Source organism: Sphingomonas aurantiaca (assembly GCF_003050705.1).
Classification (GTDB): Bacteria; Pseudomonadota; Alphaproteobacteria; order Sphingomonadales; family Sphingomonadaceae; genus Sphingomonas; species Sphingomonas aurantiaca.
This window is the reverse complement of the sequence record NZ_QAOG01000001.1, coordinates 763,267-783,259: the sequence shown is the minus strand read 5'-3', so window position 1 is coordinate 783,259 and position 19,993 is coordinate 763,267. Positions and strand designations below refer to the sequence as shown.

The 19,993-nt window shown below is 68.1% G+C and carries 20 protein-coding genes; 12 read left to right on the top strand and 8 right to left on the bottom strand.

Annotated features, from left to right (window positions below; all coding sequences use genetic code 11):
• Window positions 1-26 precede the first annotated feature (26 nt).
• The 9 genes from C8J26_RS03665 to C8J26_RS03625 all read left to right on the top strand — a co-directional run bounded on the left by C8J26_RS03665 (window position 27) and on the right by C8J26_RS03625 (window position 8,136).
• Entirely contained in the window at window positions 27-890 is an 864-nt protein-coding gene (locus tag C8J26_RS03665) for a 2-dehydro-3-deoxygalactonokinase (RefSeq protein WP_107957054.1), read from the top strand.
• Window positions 887-1,531 (top strand): 2-dehydro-3-deoxy-6-phosphogalactonate aldolase, encoded by a 645-nt coding sequence (locus tag C8J26_RS03660; protein ID WP_107956734.1) that lies wholly within the window; start codon window positions 887-889, stop codon window positions 1,529-1,531. The genes C8J26_RS03665 and C8J26_RS03660 overlap by 4 nt, the downstream gene beginning before the upstream one ends.
• A gap of 52 nt (window positions 1,532-1,583) precedes the next feature.
• Window positions 1,584-2,705, top strand: a complete 1,122-nt coding sequence (locus C8J26_RS03655) for an 8-amino-7-oxononanoate synthase (protein ID WP_107956733.1) — start codon at window positions 1,584-1,586, stop codon at window positions 2,703-2,705.
• A complete protein-coding gene (gene bioD / locus C8J26_RS03650; protein WP_107956732.1) occupies window positions 2,702-3,319 on the top strand; it encodes a dethiobiotin synthase in 618 nt (205 codons plus the stop codon). The genes C8J26_RS03655 and bioD overlap by 4 nt, the downstream gene beginning before the upstream one ends.
• The gene (locus C8J26_RS03645; protein ID WP_107956731.1) at window positions 3,316-4,575 is read left to right on the top strand and encodes an adenosylmethionine--8-amino-7-oxononanoate transaminase; all 1,260 of its coding nucleotides are present in this window, start codon (window positions 3,316-3,318) and stop codon (window positions 4,573-4,575) included. The genes bioD and C8J26_RS03645 overlap by 4 nt, the downstream gene beginning before the upstream one ends.
• A 121-nt stretch (window positions 4,576-4,696) precedes the next feature.
• Window positions 4,697-5,785, top strand: a complete 1,089-nt coding sequence (locus C8J26_RS03640) for an extracellular catalytic domain type 1 short-chain-length polyhydroxyalkanoate depolymerase (protein ID WP_244185139.1) — start codon at window positions 4,697-4,699, stop codon at window positions 5,783-5,785.
• Between the two features lie 244 nt (window positions 5,786-6,029).
• Complete coding sequence (locus C8J26_RS03635) at window positions 6,030-7,400, top strand: MATE family efflux transporter (protein ID WP_107956729.1); 1,371 nt, start codon at window positions 6,030-6,032, stop codon at window positions 7,398-7,400.
• 85 nt (window positions 7,401-7,485) lie between these two features.
• Window positions 7,486-7,704, top strand: coding sequence for a hypothetical protein (locus C8J26_RS03630; protein ID WP_055881323.1), 219 nt, complete (start codon window positions 7,486-7,488; stop codon window positions 7,702-7,704).
• A 36-nt stretch (window positions 7,705-7,740) separates the two neighbouring features.
• Window positions 7,741-8,136: an MAPEG family protein gene (locus C8J26_RS03625; RefSeq protein WP_056412068.1), complete on the top strand. Its 396-nt coding sequence runs from the start codon at window positions 7,741-7,743 to the stop codon at window positions 8,134-8,136.
• A 3-nt stretch (window positions 8,137-8,139) separates the two neighbouring features.
• Here C8J26_RS03625 and mmsB read toward each other — a convergent pair whose 3' ends face one another.
• From mmsB to C8J26_RS03605, 4 genes are all read right to left on the bottom strand, one after another.
• Entirely contained in the window at window positions 8,140-9,015 is an 876-nt protein-coding gene (gene mmsB / locus C8J26_RS03620) for a 3-hydroxyisobutyrate dehydrogenase (RefSeq protein ID WP_107956728.1), read from the bottom strand.
• A 132-nt stretch (window positions 9,016-9,147) separates the two neighbouring features.
• Window positions 9,148-9,924, bottom strand: a complete 777-nt coding sequence (locus C8J26_RS03615; RefSeq protein ID WP_056412075.1) for an enoyl-CoA hydratase — start codon at window positions 9,922-9,924, stop codon at window positions 9,148-9,150.
• 92 nt (window positions 9,925-10,016) lie between these two features.
• Window positions 10,017-11,057, bottom strand: a complete 1,041-nt coding sequence (locus C8J26_RS03610) for an enoyl-CoA hydratase/isomerase family protein (protein WP_107956727.1) — start codon at window positions 11,055-11,057, stop codon at window positions 10,017-10,019.
• A 141-nt stretch (window positions 11,058-11,198) separates the two neighbouring features.
• Window positions 11,199-12,344, bottom strand: a complete 1,146-nt coding sequence (locus tag C8J26_RS03605) for an acyl-CoA dehydrogenase family protein (RefSeq protein ID WP_107956726.1) — start codon at window positions 12,342-12,344, stop codon at window positions 11,199-11,201.
• A gap of 110 nt (window positions 12,345-12,454) precedes the next feature.
• Between C8J26_RS03605 and C8J26_RS03600 the strand changes: the two genes are divergently transcribed.
• Window positions 12,455-12,772, top strand: coding sequence for a GIY-YIG nuclease family protein (locus C8J26_RS03600; protein ID WP_107956725.1), 318 nt, complete (start codon window positions 12,455-12,457; stop codon window positions 12,770-12,772).
• A 93-nt stretch (window positions 12,773-12,865) separates the two neighbouring features.
• On the opposite strand, the gene C8J26_RS03595 is transcribed toward C8J26_RS03600, so the two are convergent.
• Window positions 12,866-14,392: a CoA-acylating methylmalonate-semialdehyde dehydrogenase gene (locus tag C8J26_RS03595; protein WP_107956724.1), complete on the bottom strand. Its 1,527-nt coding sequence runs from the start codon at window positions 14,390-14,392 to the stop codon at window positions 12,866-12,868.
• A 106-nt stretch (window positions 14,393-14,498) separates the two neighbouring features.
• On the opposite strand from C8J26_RS03595, the gene C8J26_RS03590 reads away from it, so the two are divergent.
• On the top strand, window positions 14,499-15,428 hold the full coding sequence (locus C8J26_RS03590) for a LysR family transcriptional regulator (protein WP_107956723.1): 930 nt from the start codon (window positions 14,499-14,501) through the stop codon (window positions 15,426-15,428).
• A 51-nt stretch (window positions 15,429-15,479) separates the two neighbouring features.
• On the top strand, window positions 15,480-15,797 hold the full coding sequence (locus C8J26_RS03585) for a hypothetical protein (protein WP_056412093.1): 318 nt from the start codon (window positions 15,480-15,482) through the stop codon (window positions 15,795-15,797).
• A gap of 150 nt (window positions 15,798-15,947) precedes the next feature.
• Here C8J26_RS03585 and C8J26_RS03580 read toward each other — a convergent pair whose 3' ends face one another.
• From C8J26_RS03580 to C8J26_RS03570, 3 genes are all read right to left on the bottom strand, one after another.
• On the bottom strand, window positions 15,948-17,027 hold the full coding sequence (locus tag C8J26_RS03580) for an acyl-CoA dehydrogenase family protein (RefSeq protein WP_107956721.1): 1,080 nt from the start codon (window positions 17,025-17,027) through the stop codon (window positions 15,948-15,950).
• 4 nt (window positions 17,028-17,031) lie between these two features.
• Complete coding sequence (locus C8J26_RS03575; protein WP_107957053.1) at window positions 17,032-18,228, bottom strand: acyl-CoA dehydrogenase family protein; 1,197 nt, start codon at window positions 18,226-18,228, stop codon at window positions 17,032-17,034.
• 236 nt (window positions 18,229-18,464) lie between these two features.
• Window positions 18,465-19,988 carry an alginate export family protein gene (locus C8J26_RS03570; protein WP_425275395.1) on the bottom strand — a complete coding sequence of 508 codons (1,524 nt, stop codon included), beginning with the start codon at window positions 19,986-19,988 and terminating at the stop codon, window positions 18,465-18,467.
• Between the last annotated feature and the right edge of the window lie 5 nt (window positions 19,989-19,993).

Below are 19,993 nucleotides of genomic sequence, written 5' to 3'. Positions count from 1 at the left end.
GTCGCGACGGGAGCAAGGTGGCGACCATGACGTCTTTCATCGCAGTCGACTGGGGCACCTCCAACCGACGCGCGTTCCGGATCGAGGACGGCCAGGTGGTCGCGTCCGAACGCGACGATCGCGGCGCGGCGAGCGTCGCCGCGGCGGACTATCCCGCCGAGGTCGCGGGGATCCGCCAGCGGCTCGGCGACCTGCCGATGCTGCTCGCCGGGATGGTCGGATCGAACATCGGCTGGCGCAGCGTTACCTATGTGGCCGCCCCCGCGGGTCTTGCCGACGTCGCCGCTGCGCTCGATTGGGTCGACGACCGCACCGCGATCGTGCCGGGGCTGTCCTACCGCGACGGGGTGCATGCAGACGTCATGCGCGGCGAGGAGGTCCAGCTGCTCGGCGCGGTCGCGGCCGGGCTCGTGCCCGCGGAGGCGCTGCTGTGCCAGCCCGGCACGCACTGCAAATGGGCGACGGTCGAGCGCGGCGCGATCACCCGCTTCACCACCGCGATGACCGGCGAGCTGTTTGCGCTGCTCCGTACGCACGGCGTCCTCGCCCGACAGCTCGGCCACCCGGTCGAGCCGGGGGCGGCGTTCCTCGCCGGCGTCGCGGAGGGGGCGAAACGCGATCTCGCCGCGAGCCTGTTCGCGATCCGCGCGCGCGGCGTGCTGGGGCTTGCCGACGATGCGGATGCGGCCTCGTTCGCGAGCGGATTGCTGATCGGCGCGGATACCGCCGCCCGGATCGAGTCCGGCACGACGGTCCATATTCTCGCCGATCCAGCGCTCGGCGCACTCTATGCCGGGGCGATCGATGCACTCGGCGGCACGTCGCACGCTATCGACAGCCAGGCCGCGTTCGTGGCCGGCATCACGCGCATCAAGGATCTTGCCGCATGACTTCCACGACGCCCCACCGCCAGGCCTTTGACGACGCGTTCGCGCGCTGCCCGCTGATCGCGATCCTGCGCGGCGTGACGCCCGACTCGGTGGAGGCGATCGGCGACGCGCTGGTCGAGGCCGGGTTCACGATCCTCGAAGTGCCGATGAACTCGCCCGATCCGCTCGACAGCATCGCCCGCCTGGCGCGCAGGCTCGAAGGCCGCGCGGTCGTCGGTGCGGGCACGGTGCTGCGAGTCGAGGACGTCGCGGCGGTTGGCGCGGCGGGAGGTACGCTGATCATCGCGCCCAACGCGAACGTGCAGGTGATCGCGGCGGCGGCCGAGCGCGGCTATGTCGCGCTGCCCGGCATCGCCACGCCGACCGAGGCGTTCGCAGCGCTCGACGCGGGCGCCGCCGCGCTGAAGCTGTTCCCCGCCGAGGCCGCCAGCCCCGCCGTGCTGAAGGCGATGCGCGCCGTCCTCCCCAAGGGTACGCGCGTGCTGCCGGTCGGCGGAATCGTGCCCGAGATCATGGCCGAGTGGCGCAACGCGGGCGCAGCAGGCTTCGGCCTCGGCTCCGCGCTCTATGCGCCGGGGATGACGGCGGCGGAGGTCGGCGCGCGCGCGGCACGGTTCATCGCGGCGCTGCAGGCGAGCTAACCGCGCGGTCGCGCCTCTCGTCTTCGCGCCGCGTAGCGGTTAGGGCGGCGCGATGATGTTCGCCGACCAGCACCGAGACCTTGCCACGCTGACCGCCGCCGACCGGTACCGATCGCTCCGCCCGCGCGCAGGCGTCGATTTTGCGTCGAACGACTATCTCGGGCTTGCCGGTTCGGATCGGCTGCGCGGTGCGATGGTCGAGGCGTTGGCGCGCGGCGTGCCGGTCGGTTCGGGCGGCTCGCGGTTGCTGCGCGGCAATGCGCCCGAGCACGAGGCGCTGGAGGCCGCGGCCGCGCGGTTCTTCGGGACCGAGGCGGCGCTGTTCTTCGCCAGCGGGTATGCCGCCAACACGATCCTGTTCGCGACGCTGCCGCAGCGCGCCGACCTGATCGTCCACGACTCGCTGATCCATGCGAGCGCGCACGAGGGCATGCGACTGACCCGCGCAGCCTGCGTCCAAGCCGAGCATAACGATGCCGGCGCGGTCGAGGATGCGATCGCCACCTGGCGCAGCGCGGGCGGCACGGGGCGAGTCTGGATCGCGGTCGAGAGCCTCTACAGCATGGACGGCGACCGCGCGCCGCTCGGCGATCTCGCGCGCGTGGCCGATCGCCACGACGCGATCCTGCTGATCGACGAGGCGCATGCGACCGGCGTGTTCGGTACGGACGGCCGCGGGCTGGCCGAAGGACTCGACGGGCGCGAGAACGTGATCACCTTGCGCACCTGCGGCAAGGCGCTGGGCTGCGAGGGCGCGCTGTTGTGCGGGCCGGCGGTGATGCGCGACTTCATCGTCAATCGCGGGCGCGGCTTCATCTTCTCGACCGCGCCGTCGCCGCTGATGGCGCTGGCGGTGGACGAGGTGTTGCGGATCGTCGCGGACGAGCCGGCGCGGCGCGAGCGGTTGTGGGACCTCGTCGCGACCGCGGCGCGCGTGCTCGCGCCGCACGGCGTCGCGGCGACGGGGTCGCAGATCCTGCCGCTCGTCCTCGGCGACGCCGCGCGGACGATGCGGGTGGCCGACGCGATCCAGCGCGCCGGGTTCGACGTGCGGGGGATACGGCCGCCGACCGTGCCCGAGGGCGGATCGCGGTTGCGGATATCGCTGACGCTCAACGCGACCGTCGCGGATATCGAGGCACTGGGAGCGATCATGGGAGAGGCGCTGCAATGACGATCATCGTCACCGGGACGGACACCGACATCGGCAAGACGGTATTCGCCGCCGGCCTGACCGCCGCGCTCGGCGCGCGCTACTGGAAGCCGGTGCAGGCCGGGCTTGCGGACGGCAGCGATGCGGCATCGGTCGTGACGCTCGGCGTGCCCGCGGACCGGGTCCTGCCCGAAGCGTATCGGCTCACGACGCCGTGCTCGCCGCATCTCGCGGCCGAGATCGATGGCGTGACGATCGAGCCGGACCGGCTTGTGCTGCCCGAGGTCGACGGCGCGCTGGTGGTCGAGGGCGCTGGCGGCGTGATGGTGCCCGTCACGCGCGATCTCATCTTCGCCGACCTGTTCGCGCGCTGGGGCAAGCCGGTCGTGCTCGTCGCGCGGACCGGGCTCGGCACGATCAACCACAGCCTGTTGTCGATCGAGGCGCTGCGAAGTCGCGGCGTGCCGATCCTCGGCATCGCGTTCGTCGGCGATGCGATCGAGGATAGCGAGGCGACGATCGCCGCGCTCGGCAAGGTCCGCCGGCTCGGCCGCCTGCCCCGCCTCGATCCGCTGAACGCCGCGACGCTGGCCGAGGCGTTCGCCGCGGCCTTCGACCTGGAGGCGTTCCGGTGAGCGACTCCCCCGTCTGGCACCCCTTCACGCAGCACGGCCTGCGCGAGCCGATCCCGCTCGTCACGCATGCCGAGGGCGCCGCGCTCTACACATCGGATGGCCGGCGTATCGTCGATGCGATCTCGTCCTGGTGGGTCACCACGCATGGCCATGCCAACCCGACGATCATGGCGGCGATCGCCGAGCAGGCGGGCACGCTCGACCAGATCATCTTCGCCGGCTGGACGCATCAGCCCGCCGAGGACCTTGCGCGCGGGCTGACCGCGATCATGCCGCCCGAACTGACGCGCGTGTTCTTCTCCGACTCAGGGTCGACCAGCGTCGAGTGCGCGCTGAAGATGGCGCTCGGCTATTGGCTCGATCGCGGCGAGGATCGCCACCGCATCCTCGTGCTCGAGCACAGCTATCATGGCGACACGATCGGCGCGATGTCGGTCGGCGCGCGCGGCGTCTTCAACCGCGCCTACGCGCCGCTGCTGTTCGATGTCGGGACGATCCCCTTCCCCGCCGCCGGGCGCGAGCAAGCGACACTCGACGCGCTGGAGGCGGCGTGTGCCGCGCATCCGGCCGCGTTCATCGTCGAGCCGTTGCTGCTCGGCGCGGGCGGGATGCACATCTATCCGCCGCATGTGCTGGCCGAGATGCGCCGCATCTGCGCGCGCCACGACGTGCTGTTCATCGCCGACGAGGTGATGACCGGCTGGGGCCGCACGGGCACGTTGCTCGCCTGCGAACAGGCGGGCGTGGTGCCCGATATCCTGTGCCTGTCGAAGGGGCTGACCGGCGGCGCGATCCCGCTCGCGGTGACGATGGCGACCGAGGCGATCTACCAGGCGCATTACGGCACCGACCGCGCGCGGATGTTCTTCCACTCGTCGAGCTATACCGCCAACCCGATCGCCTGCGCCGCCGCCAATGCGAATCTCGCGATCTGGCGCGACGAGCCGGTGCGCGACCGGATCGCCGATCTCGCCGCCCGTCAGGCGACGCGGCTGGAGGCACTTGCCCGGCATCCGCGAATCGCCAATGCGCGCCAGATCGGCACGATCACCGCGGTCGAACTGCGCGGCGAGGACGGGTATCTCTCGCAGATCGGCCCGCGCCTGCTCGCCTTTTTCGGCGCGCGCGACCTGCTGCTCCGGCCGCTCGGCAACACCGTCTACGTCATGCCGCCTTATTGCATCGACGATGCCGACCTCGACCGGATCTATGCCGCGATCGGCGAGGCATGCGACCGGCTTGGACACGAGTCCTGACCTAGATGCTGCAGTGCAGCAACAAATAGGCTAGGGTGTGCGTTGATACGCTATCGCGGCCCACACGGCCTGTGGTGAAAGGCCCCTAGTCTTGAGAAACATCGCCGATACCATCGCACGCATGGCCCGCGTAGGTGCGCCCGCAAGCGCGCATGATGGGCCGAGCCGCCTCGTCGCGCTGACCGCGTTCGGGACGAATCCGGGCGCGCTGCTCGGCCATGTCCATGTGCCCAAAAATCTGCCGGCCGGCGCGCCGCTGGTCGTGGTGCTCCACGGCTGCACGCAGACCGCGGCGAGCTATGACCATGGATCGGGCTGGTCGCGGCTGGCCGACCGCGCCGGGTTCGCGGTGGTGTTTCCCGAGCAAACGCACGCGAACAATCCCAACCGCTGCTTCAACTGGTTCGCCTCCGAGGATACCGCGCAGGCGGGCGGCGAGGCGGAATCGATCGCGCAGATGACCGAAACGATGATCGCCCGCCACGGCCTCGACCGGGGCCGGGTCTATGTCACCGGCCTGTCCGCGGGCGGCGCGATGACGCTGGCGATGCTCGCGACCCGGCCCGACCTGTTCGCGGGCGGCGCGGTGATTGGCGGGCTCGCTTATGGCACCGCGACCGGTGTGTCGCAGGCGTTCGACCGGATGCGCGGGCATGGCGACACCAGCGATGCCGCGCTGGTCGAGCTCGTCCGCAGCGGCGCGCGCGGGCATGACGGACGCTGGCCGACCTTGGCGATCTGGCATGGCGGGGCGGATGCGACGGTGAGCGTCTCGAACGCGGACACGATCGCGCGGCAGTGGCGCGGCATCCACGGCGTCAACGCGACAGCGGTTCGCGAGGAACGCAGGGGAACCGCCATCCACCGGATCTGGTCGGACGCACAGGGGCGCGACGTGGTCGAGGACTGGACCGTGCCGGGGATGGGCCACGGCACGCCGATCGATCCTTCGCGTGGCGAACGGCTGGGCGCCGCGGGGCCGTATATGCTCGACGTCGGGATTTCGAGCACTGCCATCATCGCCCGATCCTGGGGCCTGATTGCCGCGCCCGACGCCGCCGTCGCAGCCAAGCCCGCGGCGATCGACCGCGTTGCGAAGATCGCGATTCCCGTGACGCCCAAGCCCGCGGGGAAGCCTCGCACGGCGGCGCCGGCGGGGATCCAGGCGACGATCGAGCACGCGCTCCGCGCTGCCGGGTTGATGCGGTAGGGCGGCATAACGGTTTGCGTTGAGGTCTTTTTCGCACTCACCCCTATCCGTCATCCTGACGAAAGTCAGGACCCAGGGTTACGGGCGGGATCCTGTGTGGCTCTGGGTCCTGACTTTCGTCAGGATGACGGGGGGGGTGTGGTGAGCGTGTCGGTACAAGCACGCGTCGGATCGGTCCGCGTCGATCTCTGGGGAAGCATCGGTCGGTGATCGACTTGGCGGCGAACCCGGGTAAAGCCGGCGCATGACCACCCCGCCCCGCCCCTGGCGCACCGAATTCGCGGCGACGCTGACGCTTGCCTGGCCGCTCGTCGCGACCAACCTCGCCCAGGCGCTGGTCGGCGCGACCGACGTCGCGATGCTCGGGCGGCTGGGCCCCGATACGCTGGCGGCAGCGACGCTGGGGCTGAACCTGTACCTCGTCTTCCTCGTGTTCGGCATGGGACTCACCACCGCCGCGGTGCCGATGATCGCGCGCGAGCGGGGCGCGCGGCCGCATGCGGTGCGCGATATCCGGCGTACGGTGCGCCAGACGATCTGGGTCGCCGCCACGCTCTGCATCCCGTCCTGGATCCTGCTGTGGCAGGCCGAGCCGATCCTCGTCCACCTGCTCGATCAGGATCCCGCGCTCGCACACGAGGCTGCGCGGTTCGTGCGCGCGGTGATGTGGGGGATGTTGCCCAGCCTCGCCTTCCTCGTGCTGCGCGCCTTCGTCGCCGCGCTCGAGCGACCGGGCTGGTCGCTGGTGGTGATGGTCGGGCTGCTGAGCGTGAACGCCGCGCTCAACTGGATGCTGATCTTCGGCCATGCCGGCTTTCCCGCGCTCGGCCTGCTCGGGTCGGGCATGGCGAGCAGCATCGCCAACGGGCTGAGCTTCGTCGCGATGGCGATCGTCATCGTCTGCGCAAGGCCGTTCCGCCGCTACCACCTGCTCGGCCGGTTCTGGCGCCCCGACTGGCCGCGGTACCGCGCAGTGTGGACGCTCGGTCTGCCGATCGCGATCACGCTCGGGTTCGAATCGACCGTGTTCATCGCCGCCGTCTTCCTGATGGGCTTGCTCGGCACCGTGCCGCTCGCCGCGCACGCGATCGCGATCCAGATTGCCAGCGTCACCTTCATGGTCCCGCTCGGCATCGCGCAGGCCGCCACCGTCCGAGTCGGGCTCGCCTCCGGGCGCGGCGACCGCGCCGGCATCGGCCGCGCGGGCTGGGCCGCGTTCGCGATCGGCGAGGGGTTCATGGTGCTGACCGCGCTGCTGCTCGTGCTCGCGCCGCAACTGCTGATCGGCATCATCCTCGACGTCGATGCGCCCGCCAACGCGCCGGTGGTGGCGCTGGCGATCTCGCTGCTCGCGGTGGCCGCGGTGTTCCAGGTCGTCGACGGCGCGCAGGTGATCGGCGCGGGCATGTTGCGCGGGCTGGGCGATACCACCGTGCCGATGCTGTTCGCGGCGATCGGCTATTGGGGGATCGGTATCGGCGTCGGCGCGTGGCTCGCCTTCGCGCGCGGCTGGGGCGGCGTCGGGATCTGGACCGGGCTGGCGACCGGGCTCGCCGTGGTATCGGTGCTGATGATCGCCCGCTGGCACGCGCGCGAGCGACTTGGGCTCGGCTAAGGCTCGGCTCGGCTCTTTATCCGATATTTGCGATACACAATCGTTTCAGTGTGTTAACATGCGTTACACCACTGGAGCCTGCCTTATGCCTGATCAAGACCGCATCGTTGCGATCGGGTTGCTCACGCAGCGCGACGTCTTCGCGCTCGGCCACGACCTGTCGCGAGTCTATCCGATCGACGAGGCGCCGTGCTTCGGTGCGTTGCTCGGCGCGATCGACGATGCCGACCGCGCGTTCCACCGCGCGCATGATGCGCGGCAGCTTGCCAGCGCACCCCGACACGGCGCAACCTCGCGCGGGTAGCGGCGTTCGAGACCCGCACCCTTGCGGAGATCGACGATGACGCTGCCTACCGAATTGCTGCTGCTGGGCTGGTCGACGGTCCTGCTGTTCGCCTATGTCATGATCCAGGGACAGACCGCGACGCGCGATCGCGGGCTCGACTGGAATGCCGGCCCACGCGACGGCGAGCAGAAACCGCTCGGCGAGATGGCCGGCCGCGCCGAGCGCGCGCTCAAGAACTTCCAGGAAACCTACCCGGTATTCGTCGCGCTCGCGCTGGGGCTCGCGGTGACCGATCGCACCGGCGGACTCGGTGCGATCGGCGCCTGGCTGTGGTTCGGCGCGCGGATCGCGTACATCCCGTTGTACCTGTTCGGTATCCGCTACGTCCGCAGCCTGTGCTGGCTGGCGTCGATCCTCGGGCTGCTGCTGATGCTGATCCGCTTTCTCTGAGGCTCAGTCGCGCAAGGTGCGGATGATCGCCGAGAAGTCGAGCCCACCCTGCCCGGCCGCCGCGAACGCCTCGTAGCGCTCGGCGGCCTTCGCGCCCATCGGCGTATCCGCGCTGACGTCCTGCGCCGCCGCCATTGCGAGGCGCAGGTCCTTGAGCATCAGCGCCGCGGCGAACCCGCCCTGATAGTCGTGGTCGGCGGGCGTATCGGGGCCGATCCCCGGCAGCGGCGCATAGCTCGTCATCGACCAGCTCTGCCCCGATGATACGCTGGCGATGTCGTAAAAGGCCTGCGCGTCGAGCCCGAGCTTGTCCGCCAGCACGAACGCCTCGCAGGTCGCGATCATCGTCGCGCCGAGGATCATGTTGTTGCAGATCTTTGCCGCCTGCCCCGCGCCGTTCGCGCCGGCGTGGATCACCGCCTTGCCCATGTCGGCGAGGATCGGTTGCGCGCGATCGAACGCCTCGCGCGAACCGCCGACCATGAAGGTGAGCGTGCCCGCATTGGCCGCACCGATCCCGCCCGAGACCGGCGCGTCGACCGCGGCGAGACCCTTGGCCTGCGCCGCCTCGGCGACCTGCTTGGCAGTCGCGACGTCGATCGTCGAGCAGTCGATCAGGATCGCCGACGGCGACGCGACGCCGAACAGCGTGTCGTACACCTCCGCGACGTGCTTGCCGGCGGGGAGCATCGTCACGATCGCCTCGGCACCGTCCGCGGCTTCGGCGGCGGAGGCGACCGGCAGGCAGCCGGCAGCCTTCGCCCGGTCCAGCGCGTCGGCGCTCAGGTCGAATGCGCGAACGTCATGACCCTTCTTCGCGAGGTTGGCAGCCATTCCGCCGCCCATGTTGCCGAGCCCGATGAATCCGATGCGTGCCATGTTCTCTCTCCTGAATTTCGCTCCCCTCCCGTTCACGGGAGGGGTTGGGGGAGGGCAGCGCCGCATAGGTTGCGTCGGCAACCGGGGCACGCCCCTCCCCTAGCCCCTCCCGCGAGCGGAAGGGGAATTGCATCACTTCCCCGTCCAGGTCCCGGCGCGCTTCTCGACGAACGCGGCCATGCCTTCGCTCTGGTCCGCGGTGCCGAACAGCCCGTGGAACAGCCGCCGCTCGAACTGGACGCCCATCGCGAGCCCCGTCTCGAACGCCGCGTTGACCATTTCCTTGTTCGCCAGCACCGCGAGCGGCGCCATCGCGGCGATCGTCGCGGCGGTCTTCACCGCTTCCTCGACCAGCTCGGCGGCGGGGATGATCCGCGAGACGAGGCCTGCGCGCTCGGCCTCGACCGCGTCCATCATCCGCCCGGTCAGCACCATCTCCATCGCCTTGGCCTTGCCGACCGCATGCGTGAGGCGCTGCGATCCACCCATGCCGGGGGAGACCGCGAGCTTGATCTCGGGCTGGCCGAACTTGGCGGTGTCGGCGGCGAGGATGAAGTCGCACATCATCGCGACCTCGCAGCCGCCGCCCAGCGCGTAGCCCGCGACCGCGGCGATGATCGGCTTGCGCGTCCGCGTCACCTGTTCCCAGCCGGCGAAGAAGTTGCTCGCATACATGTCGGCAAAGCCCTGGCTCTGCATCTCCTTGATGTCCGCGCCCGCCGCGAACGCCTTGGCCGAGCCGGTCAGCACCGCGCAGCCCTGCGACGGATCCGCATCGAACGCGGCAAACGCGGCGATCAGGTCGGCGAGCACCTGCGAGTTGAGCGCGTTGAGCGCCTGCGGCCGGTTGAGCGTGACGAGCGTGACGCCACCGCGTTGCTCGACGAGGATCGTTTCGTAATCGGCCATTTCGACTTCTCCAATTCCGTCACCCCAGCGAAAGCTGGGGTCTCACCATCATCGAGAGACCCCAGCGTTCGCTGGGGTGACGTGTTTTACGTTCAACCCGGCGTCCACGCCTCGGCTTCCGGCAACGGCGCGAAGATCTGGTCGATCACATGATCGGTCACGTCCTCGGGCGTCGCCGGATCCCAGCGCGGCGCATTGTCCTTGTCGACGATCACCGCGCGCACGCCCTCGATGAAGTCGTGGCGCTGCACGACATGCGCGCCGACGGCATATTCCTGGCGCATCTCGTCCGCGAAACTCGCCATCGCCGCGCCTTCGTGGAGCAGCCGGAGCGACACCTTCATCGACTGCGGCGACTTGGTCCTGAGCGTCGCGAGCGTCTTGGCAGCCCACTCACCACCATCGGCGTCGAGCGCGGCATAGATCTCCTCGAGCACGTCGGACGCGAACAGCCGGTCGATCTCGTCCCTGCGCGCGAGGATCTGCGCTTCTGGCGCGGCAGTCGACAAGGCATCGAGCACGCCGGCAATATCCTGCGGCGTCTCCGCGATCTGCGCCTTGGCGGTGTCGAGCGTCTCACTCGGCAGATAATGCGTCGCCAATCCGAGCGCGGCACACTCCGCACCATCGAGCCGATGCCCCGTCAGCGCGAGATACTGCCCGATCCGCCCCGGCAGCCGCGACAGATACCAGCCGCCGCCGACATCGGGGAACAGCCCGATCCCCGTCTCGGGCATCGCGAACTTCGTGTTCTCGGTCGCGACCCGGTACGTGCACGGCAGCGCGAGCCCAACGCCGCCGCCCATCGTGATCCCGTCCATGAACGCGACGATCGGCTTGGCATAGACGAACAGCCGGTGATTCATCCGGTACTCAGCATGAAAAAACGCGCGCGCCTCCACCCCGTCGCCAGCCCCCGACGCAGCTAGCATCCGGATATCGCCCCCGGCGCAGAACCCACGACCCTCGGCATGATCCACCAGGATCGCCTCGACCGACGCATCCCCGCGCCACGCCTCGAGCGCCTCCAGCACGCCTTCGCACATCGCAAGATTGAGCGCGTGCAACGCCTTTGGCCGGTTCAGACGGATACGGCCGATGGGGCCTTCGACGGTCGTGATCAGGTCATTCATAAGGCACCTCCCCGGCGAAGGCCGGGGTCCAGTTGGAAAGGTCGATGTGACGGAGGATGCCACCTAGCCGATTAGCGTCCCCCACCTGGACCCCGGCCTCCGCCGGGGTGGATGCTGTTCGGCGGTTGGTGGCCATATCGCTCATTGCCGGGTCAGTTCGCGGCCGACGATCATGCGCATGACCTGGTTGGTGCCCTCAAGGATCGAATGCACGCGCAGGTCGCGCCAGAAGCGTTCGATCGGGTAATCCTGCAAATACCCGTAGCCGCCATGCAGCTGCAACGCGCGGTCGACCACCGACGAGCCCGTATCGGTCGCCAGCCGCTTCGCCATCGCCGCGAACTTGGTCTTGTCGGGCGCGTTCGCCGTCACCTTGGCCGCCGCGATGTAGAGCAGTGCGCGCGCGGCCTCCAGCTCGGTCGCCATGTCCGCCAGCATGAACTGCGTGTTCTGGAAGTCCGCGATCGGCTTGCCGAACTGCTTGCGGTCGCGCGTGTAGGCGATCGCCTCGTCGAGACACCGCTGCGCGCCGCCGAGCGAGCATGCACCGATGTTCAGCCGCCCGCCGTCCAGCCCCATCATCGCGATCCGGAAGCCCTCGCCCTCGCCGCCGACCATGTTGGCGGCCGGCACGCGGACGCCGTCGAAGATCACCTGCCGAGTCGGCTGCGAATGCCAGCCGAGCTTCTTCTCGTTCGCGCCGAACGACACGCCGGGCATGTCCTTCTCGATCACGAGGCAGGAAATACCCTTGGGCCCGTCTTCACCGGTGCGGACCATGGTGACGTACACCTCGTTCTCGCCCGCGCCCGAGATGAACTGCTTCGAGCCCGTCACGATCCAGTCGTCGCCGTCGCGCACCGCGCGCGTCTTGAGCGCCGCGGCGTCGGAGCCAGAGCCCGGCTCGGTCAGGCAATAGCTCGCCAGCCGGTCCATCGTCACCAGATCGGGGAGATACCTGTCCTTCACCGCAGCCGAGCCGAACCGGTCGATCATCCATGCCGCCATGTTGTGGATGCTGATGAACGCGCTCGTCGACGGGCACCCGTACGACATCGCCTCCATGATCAGCGCGGCTTCGAGGCGCCCGAGCGCGATCCCGCCGCTCTCCTCGCTGACATAGATCGCCGCGAAACCGAGCTCGGCCGCCGCCTTGATCGTGTCGCGCGGGAAGATGTGCTTCTCGTCCCACTCGGCCGCATGCGGGGTGATCCGGTCGGCGGTGAAGCGGCGCGCGAGCTCCTGGATCTCGCGCTGGTCGTCGGTGAGGTCGAACTGGTTGGTCATAAATCTCTCTTCCGTCATGCTGGGCTCGACCCAGCATCCAGAGCCACAAACGCGGAAACCTGTGGCTCTGGATCCTGACTTTCGTCAGGTTGACGACTGGGGGGAATGATATGGCTAGGCAACCCGCGGTCTATATCATGGCGAGCGGGCGCAACGGAACGCTCTACATCGGCCTCACGTCCGACCTGATGGCGCGGATCGTTCAGCACCGCGAGGGCATGTTCGACGGGTTCTCAAAGCGATACGGTGTGAACCGGCTGGTCTGGTTTGCGATGGCGGACACGATGGACGCGGCGATCACACGCGAGAAGCAGTTGAAGGTGTGGAAACGGTCTTGGAAGATCACGCTGATCGAGACGGACAACCCGACATGGCGCGATCTGGCCGAGGACTGGGGCTTCGATCCTCTCCCGCCCCCGTCATCCTGACGAAAGTCAGGATCCAGAGCCACGAATGCCGCGCTCCGTAACTCTGGATCCTGGATCAAGTCCAGGATGACGGAGGGGGAGCGCGGCACCCAATCACCCCATCGTCGGAATGACGAACGCGTCGTTGTTCCGCGCCGGGCCGCCATCTTCCGCCATCGCCGGCAGCGCGGAGCCGTCGGGCCAGCGCTGCGTGACCGTCTTGACCTTGGTCCAGAACTTCACGCCTTCCATCCCATGCTGGTTGGTGTCGCCGAACGCGCTGCGCTTCCAGCCGCCGAACGTGTGATACGCCACCGGCACCGGGATCGGCACGTTGATCCCAACCATCCCGACATTCACCCGCGCCGCGAACTCGCGCGCGGCGTGGCCGTTGCGCGTGAAGATCGCGACGCCGTTGCCATATTGATGCTCGCTCGGCAGCCGCACAGCCTCCTCGAAATCGGCCGCGCGGACGATCTGGAGAACGGGCCCGAAGATCTCCTCCTTGTACGCCGACATCTCGGTGGTGACGTGATCGAACAGCGACGGGCCGATGAAGAAGCCCTTCTCGTGCCCCTGGAGTGCGAACCCGCGCCCGTCGACGACGAGCTCCGCACCCTCGTCGACGCCGGTCTGGATCCAGTTCTCAACACGCGTCTTGTGCGCCGCATTCACCACCGGACCGTAATGCGCGTCGTTGTCGGTCGACACGCCCACGCGAAGCGCAGCGATCGCCGGGATCAGCTTTTCGCGCAGCGCGATCGCGGTCTTCTCGCCGACCGGCACGACCACCGGCAGCGCCATGCACCGCTCACCCGCCGAGCCGAACGCCGCGCCCGAAAGGTCGGCAACCACCTGGTCAAGATCCGCGTCGGGCATCACGATGCCGTGGTTCTTCGCGCCGCCCATCGCCTGGACGCGCTTGCCCGCCTCGACCCCGCGGCGGTAGACGTAGTGCGCGATGTCGGACGAGCCGACGAAGCTCACCGCGCTGATCGCCGGATGATCGAGGATCGCATCGACCATTTCCTTGTCGCCGTGAACGACCTGGAAGATGCCTTCGGGCAGCCCCGCCTCGACGAACAGCTCGCCCAGCCGCACCGGCACCGACGGATCGCGCTCGGACGGCTTGAGGATGAACGCGTTGCCCGTGGCGATCGCGACGCCGCTCATCCAGAGCGGGATCATGGCGGGGAAGTTGAACGGCGTGATCCCCGCGCCGATGCCGAGCGGCTGGCGCATCGAATAGACGTCGATCCCCGGCCCCGCGCCCTGCGTGTATTCACCCTTGAGGATGTGCGGGATGCCGCAGCAGAACTCGATCACCTCGAGCCCGCGCTGGATATCTCCTCGCGAATCCGCGATCACCTTGCCGTGCTCGGACGAGAGCATGCGCGCGAGTTCGTCCATGTTCACTTCGACGAGCCGCTTGAACTCGAACATGACGCGCGCACGCCGCTGCGGGTTGGTCGCCGCCCAGCCCGGCTGCGCCTTCTGCGCGGCCGCGACCGCTGCATCGAGATCGACCGCACCCGACAGCCGCACGCGCGCCTGTACCTCGCCCGAATTGGGGTCGAACACGTCGCCGAAGCGCTCGGCCTTGCTCGCTGCACCGCTCGTGAAATTCTCGATCGTCCGCATGGCATCCTCTTCTTGTTGCGCGCATCGTCCGCCATAAGCGTTTCGCAGCCAAGTGGGGCTGTTTGCAGATTCGCTCTGCAGATATGCAGCTTGAGGTGAGGCGTTCATGGATTGGGACGACGTCCGGTATTTCCTGGCCCTGGCGCGCGCGCACCGGCTCGGTCCCGCCGCAAAACTGCTCGGCCAGGACGCAACCACGGTCTCGCGACGTCTGCAACGGCTCGAGCGCCGGCTCCAGACGACGTTGTTCGAGCAGACCGTCGCGGGCTATGCGCTGACCGAGCGCGGCGCGGCTTTGCTCGAACATGCAGAGACGATGGAGGCGTCCGCGCTCGGCATCCAGGAAGTCGTCGGCACCGATGCGGGCGTGCTCGCGGGGCCGATCCGGCTGAGCGTCTCGGAAGGGTTCGGCAGCCGCATCCTCGCGCCCCGGCTCGCCGCGTTCACCAACCAGCATCCGCGCATCGCGATCGACCTGATCGCCTCGACCGGGTTCCTCAACCCGTCGCGGCGCGAGGCGGATATCGCGGTGATGCTCGCGCGCCCGAAGAGCGGGCCGCTGGTGGCGCGCAAACTCACCGATTACCATCTCGGTCTCTACGCGCACCCCGATCACCTCGCGCGGAGCGGCCCGATCGCGACCACCGCGGACCTGATGCGGCACCGGTTGATCGGCTATGTCCCCGACATGATCTACGCGCCCGAACTCCGCTATCTGGCGGAGATCGACGGGCGGCTCGACGCGTCGATCCGCAGTTCGAGCATCGTCGCGCAGGCCGAGTTGATCGCGGCGGGGGCCGGGTGCGGGATACTCCCGTGCTTCATCGGCGACGGCGTGCCGGGGCTGGTGCGCGTGCTGCCCAAGGCGGTCGATATCCAGCGCTCGTTCTGGCTCGTCGTCCACCGCGACGTCCGCCGGATCGCGCGGATCGACCGGTTCATCGCGTGGCTGGACGCGACCATCGGCGCTCTGAAGCCGCTGATGCTGGGCACGACGCCTGTCGATGCCGGTGCGCAGATTGCCGCGACCGAGTGAGCCCCGTATAGCGCGCTTCGCGGCGGAATTCCGTTCGTCCGGAGTAGCAGCGTGACCCCGACTTTCTACCACAAGATGATCGACTGGATCGGCGACGGCACCGGGCTGCCCGATACGATCCTGCACATCCATGCCGGCATGGCACTGCTGATGCTCGCACGGTTGGTCACGCGGCGATCGTTCGGCTCGTTCATTCCGTGGTGGGTGGTCGTCGCGGGCGAGGCGTTCAACGAGATCATGGACCGGATGACGTTCGGGTCGTGGCGGTGGGAGGATACGTCGCTCGATATCCTCAACACGTTGCTCTGGCCGACGGTGATCTGCCTTGGCGTGCGACTGCGGCCGATGATCGGCAAGCGCGGGCGGTAAGCCGCGCGTCCATCCCCCCACCGTCATCCCACCACCGTCATCCTGACGAAAGTCAGGACCCAGAGCCACGAAGGACGACGCCCGTAACCCTGGGCCCTGACTTTCGTCAGGGTGACGAGCAGGCGATAACGGAACGCAAATGACGGGCCCTCACCCCAGCGCGATATACCGCTGAAGGTGATGATCCTCGTCGCCGAGCTGGTGGTCGATCATCACCAGCCGCTTGGCGTAGTGCGACACCGCATATTCCCACGTCATGCCGATCCCGCCGTGCAGCTGGATCGACTCCTCCGCGACCAGCGCGCCGGTCCGTCCGATCGTGTACTTTGCCGCCGCCAATGCGCGTGCGCGCGCCTTCGCGTCGTCGCCGTCGAACGCCGAGGCGGCGTTGATCACCGCGGACTGTGCCTGCTCGATCTCGAGCAGCACCGTCGCCATGCGGTGCTGGAGCGCCTGGAACTTGCCGATCGGCACGCCGAACTGCTTGCGGTCGCGCAGATAGCCGAGCGTCGCCTCCTTGACGAACTCCATCGCGCCGACCGCCTCGGCCGACAGCGCGAGCAACCCGGCGCCGACCGCCGCATCGACGATCGCCTGCCCCTGCCCTTCGCCCCCGACACGCGCGTCCGCGCCGAGCGTCACACCATCGAACGTCACGTCGCCAGCGCCACCGCCCTCGACGACGTTGTAGCTGCGGACCGACACCCCGGCGGTATCCGCGGGCACGAGGAACACGAGCGGTTCGTCCTGTTCGATCACCACCACGAACACCGACGCTGCGCCGGCCTGCGCCACGACCGCCTTGGTCCCGCTGAGCGTCCAGCCGTCGCCGCTCTTCGTCGCGGTCACCGGCGTCGCGCCATCCTCTTGCGCGAACGCGGCGATCGTCTCGCCGGACACGATTCCGGCGAGCGTCTCGTCGTGCCCGCCTGCCGCGGCCAGCGCGCGCCCCGCCATCAATGCCCCCAGGAACGGCTCGACCACCAGCGCGCGGCCGAGCGCCTCGAACACCACCATGATGTCGAACCCGCTGCCGCCAAAGCCGCCCGCCGCCTCGTCGAACAACGCGGACACGATTCCGAGTTCGGTCAACTGCTGCCAGACCGCGGGGTCATACCCAACGTCGCTATACGCACCCGCATTGCGCGTATCGATCGGATAGCCGTCGCGCAGCGCGCGGACGAGCGTGTCGGCGAGCATGCGGCGGTCGTCGGTGTGGTCGAAGTTCATGTGCTCAGAGACCCAGAATGGCTTTGGAGATGATGTTCTTCTGGATCTCGTTCGATCCGCCGAAGATCGACAGCTTGCGGTTGTTGAAATAGCTCGGCGCCGCCATCGCCGCGTCCTCCGGCCCGACATCCTCGCCGTTCCACCCGGCTTCCAGAGCTTCGGGTATGTAGGGCGCGGCGTAGGAGCCGTAGGCGCGCCTGGTCAGCGCGGTGATCTCCTGGCGAATCTCGGTGCCCTTAATCTTGAGCATCGAGCTTTCCGCGCCCGGCGCGCCGCCGCCCGCGACCGCGGCCAGCACGCGCAAATTGGTCGTTTGCATATTGGCCAAGTCGATCTCGACGCGTGCCATCCTTGCAGCGAACAGCGGATCGTCGGCGAGCGCCCGCCCGCCCTTCTTCTGCGACTGCGCGACTTCCTTCAGCCGCTCGAACGACGCGATCGAGAAGCCGACGCCCGCGATGTTGGTGCGCTCATAGGTCAGCAGATATTTGGCGTAGGTCCAGCCCATATTCTCTTCGCCGACGAGGTTGGCGACGGGCACCTCGACATCGGTGAAGAACACCTCGTTCACCTCCTGCTCGCCATCGATCAGCGTGATCGGGCGGACTTCGATGCCGGGCGACTTCATGTCGATCAGCAAGAAGCTGATGCCCTCCTGCTTCTTCGCGGTCGCATCGGTGCGGACGAGGCAGAAGATCATGTCGGCATGCTGGCCGAGCGTCGTCCACGTCTTCTGGCCGTTGACGACATAGACGTCGCCGTTCCGCACCGCGGTGGTCTTGAGGCCCGCGAGATCGGAGCCCGCGCCCGGCTCGGAATAGCCCTGGCACCACCAGTCGGAGCCGTCGAGGATACGCGGCAGCCAGTGCTTCTTCTGCTCCTCGGAGCCGTATTTGATCAGCACCGGACCGAGCATGTTGACGCCGAACGGCACCACGCGGGGCGCGTGCGCGAGCGCCGATTCGTTATCGAAGATAAACCGCTGGATCACGCTCCAGCCGGGACCGCCCCATTGCCCGGGCCAATGGTTCGCGAGCCAGCCGCGTTCGTTGAGGATCGCGTGCCATTCTTCCATGTCCGCCTTGCGCAGGCGCTTGCCTTCGCGGACCAGCGTCGAGAGGCGGGCGGGGAGTTTGTCGCGGAAGAAGCTGCGGACTTCGTCGCGGAACGATTCTTCCTCGGGCGTGAAGCTGAGATCCATGGCCATGTGCTCCTGATGTTGGAGTCCATGTGCCACAGTCGATCACGGAATTGAAGGACCGGTATGGTCTATTTCTATCAATCCGCGGGGGAATATGCCGCAGGTTAATTCAGACGGTATCACCCCCCGCGTCATCCTGACGAAAGTCAGGATCCAGAGCCAAAAGCGTTAACCCCTGCTACTCTGGATCCTGACTTTCGTCAGGATGACGGCGTGGAATGGGACGGTAGACACCCTTAGAACCGGTAGCTGATCCAGCCGGCCATGAAGTCGGAGTTCTTGTACCCCGCATTGGTCAGCGCAGGCCCCGCGATGAGATGCTCGTACCGCCCGAGCAGCGACAGGCGCGAGGTGATCGGATAGGTCGCCTGGAACCGGATCGTATCGGCGATCTTGCGCCCGCCAAAATTCTGCGTCCCGGCAAAGGCGGTGCCGTTGGCGCGGTATACCGCGTCGGTCGTCGTGTCGCGCCACGACAGCTGATATTCCGCCGTCATGCGCAGCTTCTTGAACGCGCTGAAAGTGACGTTCGGCGCGAGCGCGATCAGGTTGGTCGGCGTCGCGAACAGCTGATAGCTGTAATAGATGTTGTTGCCGAACGGCGCGAGCGAGTTGCGCAGCGTTCCCTTGCCGTACGCACCGCCACCGCTGGCGTAATCGGCGTGGAAGCCGACCCGTGGCGCGGTCTTGCCCTTGCCCAGCTGGTACGTCTGCGCGAGCAGCACCAGCCACGCCTTGATCGAGCGGTTGTCGTACGACCCGCCCTGATAGTTGATCGTCCAGTCGAGATTGACCGGACCCGCATCGCCCCAAACGTGCAGGCCGTAGAAGTTGCGGACTTCGCGCGCGGTGTCGGTGCCCCATACCGCCGTCCGGTTGCGCAGCCGCCAGAGGAAGGGATCGACGTACAGCTTCGATCCGCCGAACAGCGTCTCGGGCACGACGATTCCCGTCGAGATACCCGAGAAGCGCCGCGCGCTCTCCGCATTGTCGTCCTGCGTCCCGCCATTGCCATAGGCGGTCGGCTTGAAATCGAACACATCGGCGCGGACACCCGCGGCGCGCGCCCAGGCACGGAAGCCGTTGAACCCGAAATAGAGCGTATTGTTGTCGCGCGGCACGACCATCAGGTTCGGACCATCGGCGAAGGTCTGGCGACCATAGCGGACCCCGACATCGACATCGGCGACCGTGCCCGTCAGATCGACGAACGCCTGCTGCACCGCCAGCTTGTTGCGCAGGTTCGGCAGCGCGGTTCCCAGATTCTCACCCTCGAGCGTGCCGTGCGCCAGCTCGCCGTAGAACCGCACATGCTTGCCGACATGCAGGTCGGCGCCGCCGAAGAGGCGAAGAATGTCCTGCCGCTGCGCTTCCGCATCACGCAGATTGGGGTTGGTCGTCTGATTGACGCGCAGCCGCGCCTCGCCCGACAGCGTCAGATACACGTCGCCATCGCCGGCAAGCGAGATGAACTTCAGCTGGTCGACGATGTCCTTGCGCTTCTTGGGGTCACGCAGCTTCGACCAATCTTCCGCCCAGCGCGACTGGTTGTAGCCACCCGCCGTCACGCCGTCGCCGATCGCGGCGTCGGGGTAGCTCTCGGCGATCGGCGACGCCGCGGCGCTGTTGGCCGATTCCTTCGCCAGCAGCCCGGTCGGGTTCGCCGGCGCCGCCTGGGCGGTCGCAGTGGTCGAGGCAGCAAGCATCGAAAGCGCGGCCGCGGTCAGGCCGGCCGCATACGCCGTGCGGCGCATCATCATCGAGG

Excerpts from the sequence above, each read along its gene's own strand:
- C8J26_RS03635 (WP_107956729.1), top strand. The coding sequence starts at position 6,030 with ATGACCACCCCGCCCCGCCCCTGGCGCACCGAATTCGCGGCGACGCTG.
- C8J26_RS03610 (WP_107956727.1), bottom strand. The coding sequence starts at position 11,057 with ATGAATGACCTGATCACGACCGTCGAAGGCCCCATCGGCCGTATCCGT.
- mmsB (WP_107956728.1), bottom strand. The coding sequence starts at position 9,015 with ATGGCACGCATCGGATTCATCGGGCTCGGCAACATGGGCGGCGGAATG.
- C8J26_RS03580 (WP_107956721.1), bottom strand. The coding sequence starts at position 17,027 with ATGAACTTCGACCACACCGACGACCGCCGCATGCTCGCCGACACGCTC.
- C8J26_RS03575 (WP_107957053.1), bottom strand. The coding sequence starts at position 18,228 with ATGGATCTCAGCTTCACGCCCGAGGAAGAATCGTTCCGCGACGAAGTC.
- C8J26_RS03570 (WP_425275395.1), bottom strand. The coding sequence starts at position 19,988 with ATGATGATGCGCCGCACGGCGTATGCGGCCGGCCTGACCGCGGCCGCG.
- C8J26_RS03630 (WP_055881323.1), top strand. The coding sequence starts at position 7,486 with ATGCCTGATCAAGACCGCATCGTTGCGATCGGGTTGCTCACGCAGCGC.
- bioD (WP_107956732.1), top strand. The coding sequence starts at position 2,702 with ATGACGATCATCGTCACCGGGACGGACACCGACATCGGCAAGACGGTA.
- C8J26_RS03655 (WP_107956733.1), top strand. The coding sequence starts at position 1,584 with ATGATGTTCGCCGACCAGCACCGAGACCTTGCCACGCTGACCGCCGCC.
- C8J26_RS03590 (WP_107956723.1), top strand. The coding sequence starts at position 14,499 with ATGGATTGGGACGACGTCCGGTATTTCCTGGCCCTGGCGCGCGCGCAC.
- C8J26_RS03595 (WP_107956724.1), bottom strand. The coding sequence starts at position 14,392 with ATGCGGACGATCGAGAATTTCACGAGCGGTGCAGCGAGCAAGGCCGAG.
- C8J26_RS03660 (WP_107956734.1), top strand. The coding sequence starts at position 887 with ATGACTTCCACGACGCCCCACCGCCAGGCCTTTGACGACGCGTTCGCG.
- C8J26_RS03665 (WP_107957054.1), top strand. The coding sequence starts at position 27 with ATGACGTCTTTCATCGCAGTCGACTGGGGCACCTCCAACCGACGCGCG.
- C8J26_RS03615 (WP_056412075.1), bottom strand. The coding sequence starts at position 9,924 with ATGGCCGATTACGAAACGATCCTCGTCGAGCAACGCGGTGGCGTCACG.
- C8J26_RS03605 (WP_107956726.1), bottom strand. The coding sequence starts at position 12,344 with ATGACCAACCAGTTCGACCTCACCGACGACCAGCGCGAGATCCAGGAG.
- C8J26_RS03600 (WP_107956725.1), top strand. The coding sequence starts at position 12,455 with ATGGCTAGGCAACCCGCGGTCTATATCATGGCGAGCGGGCGCAACGGA.
- C8J26_RS03625 (WP_056412068.1), top strand. The coding sequence starts at position 7,741 with ATGACGCTGCCTACCGAATTGCTGCTGCTGGGCTGGTCGACGGTCCTG.
- C8J26_RS03640 (WP_244185139.1), top strand. The coding sequence starts at position 4,697 with ATGGCCCGCGTAGGTGCGCCCGCAAGCGCGCATGATGGGCCGAGCCGC.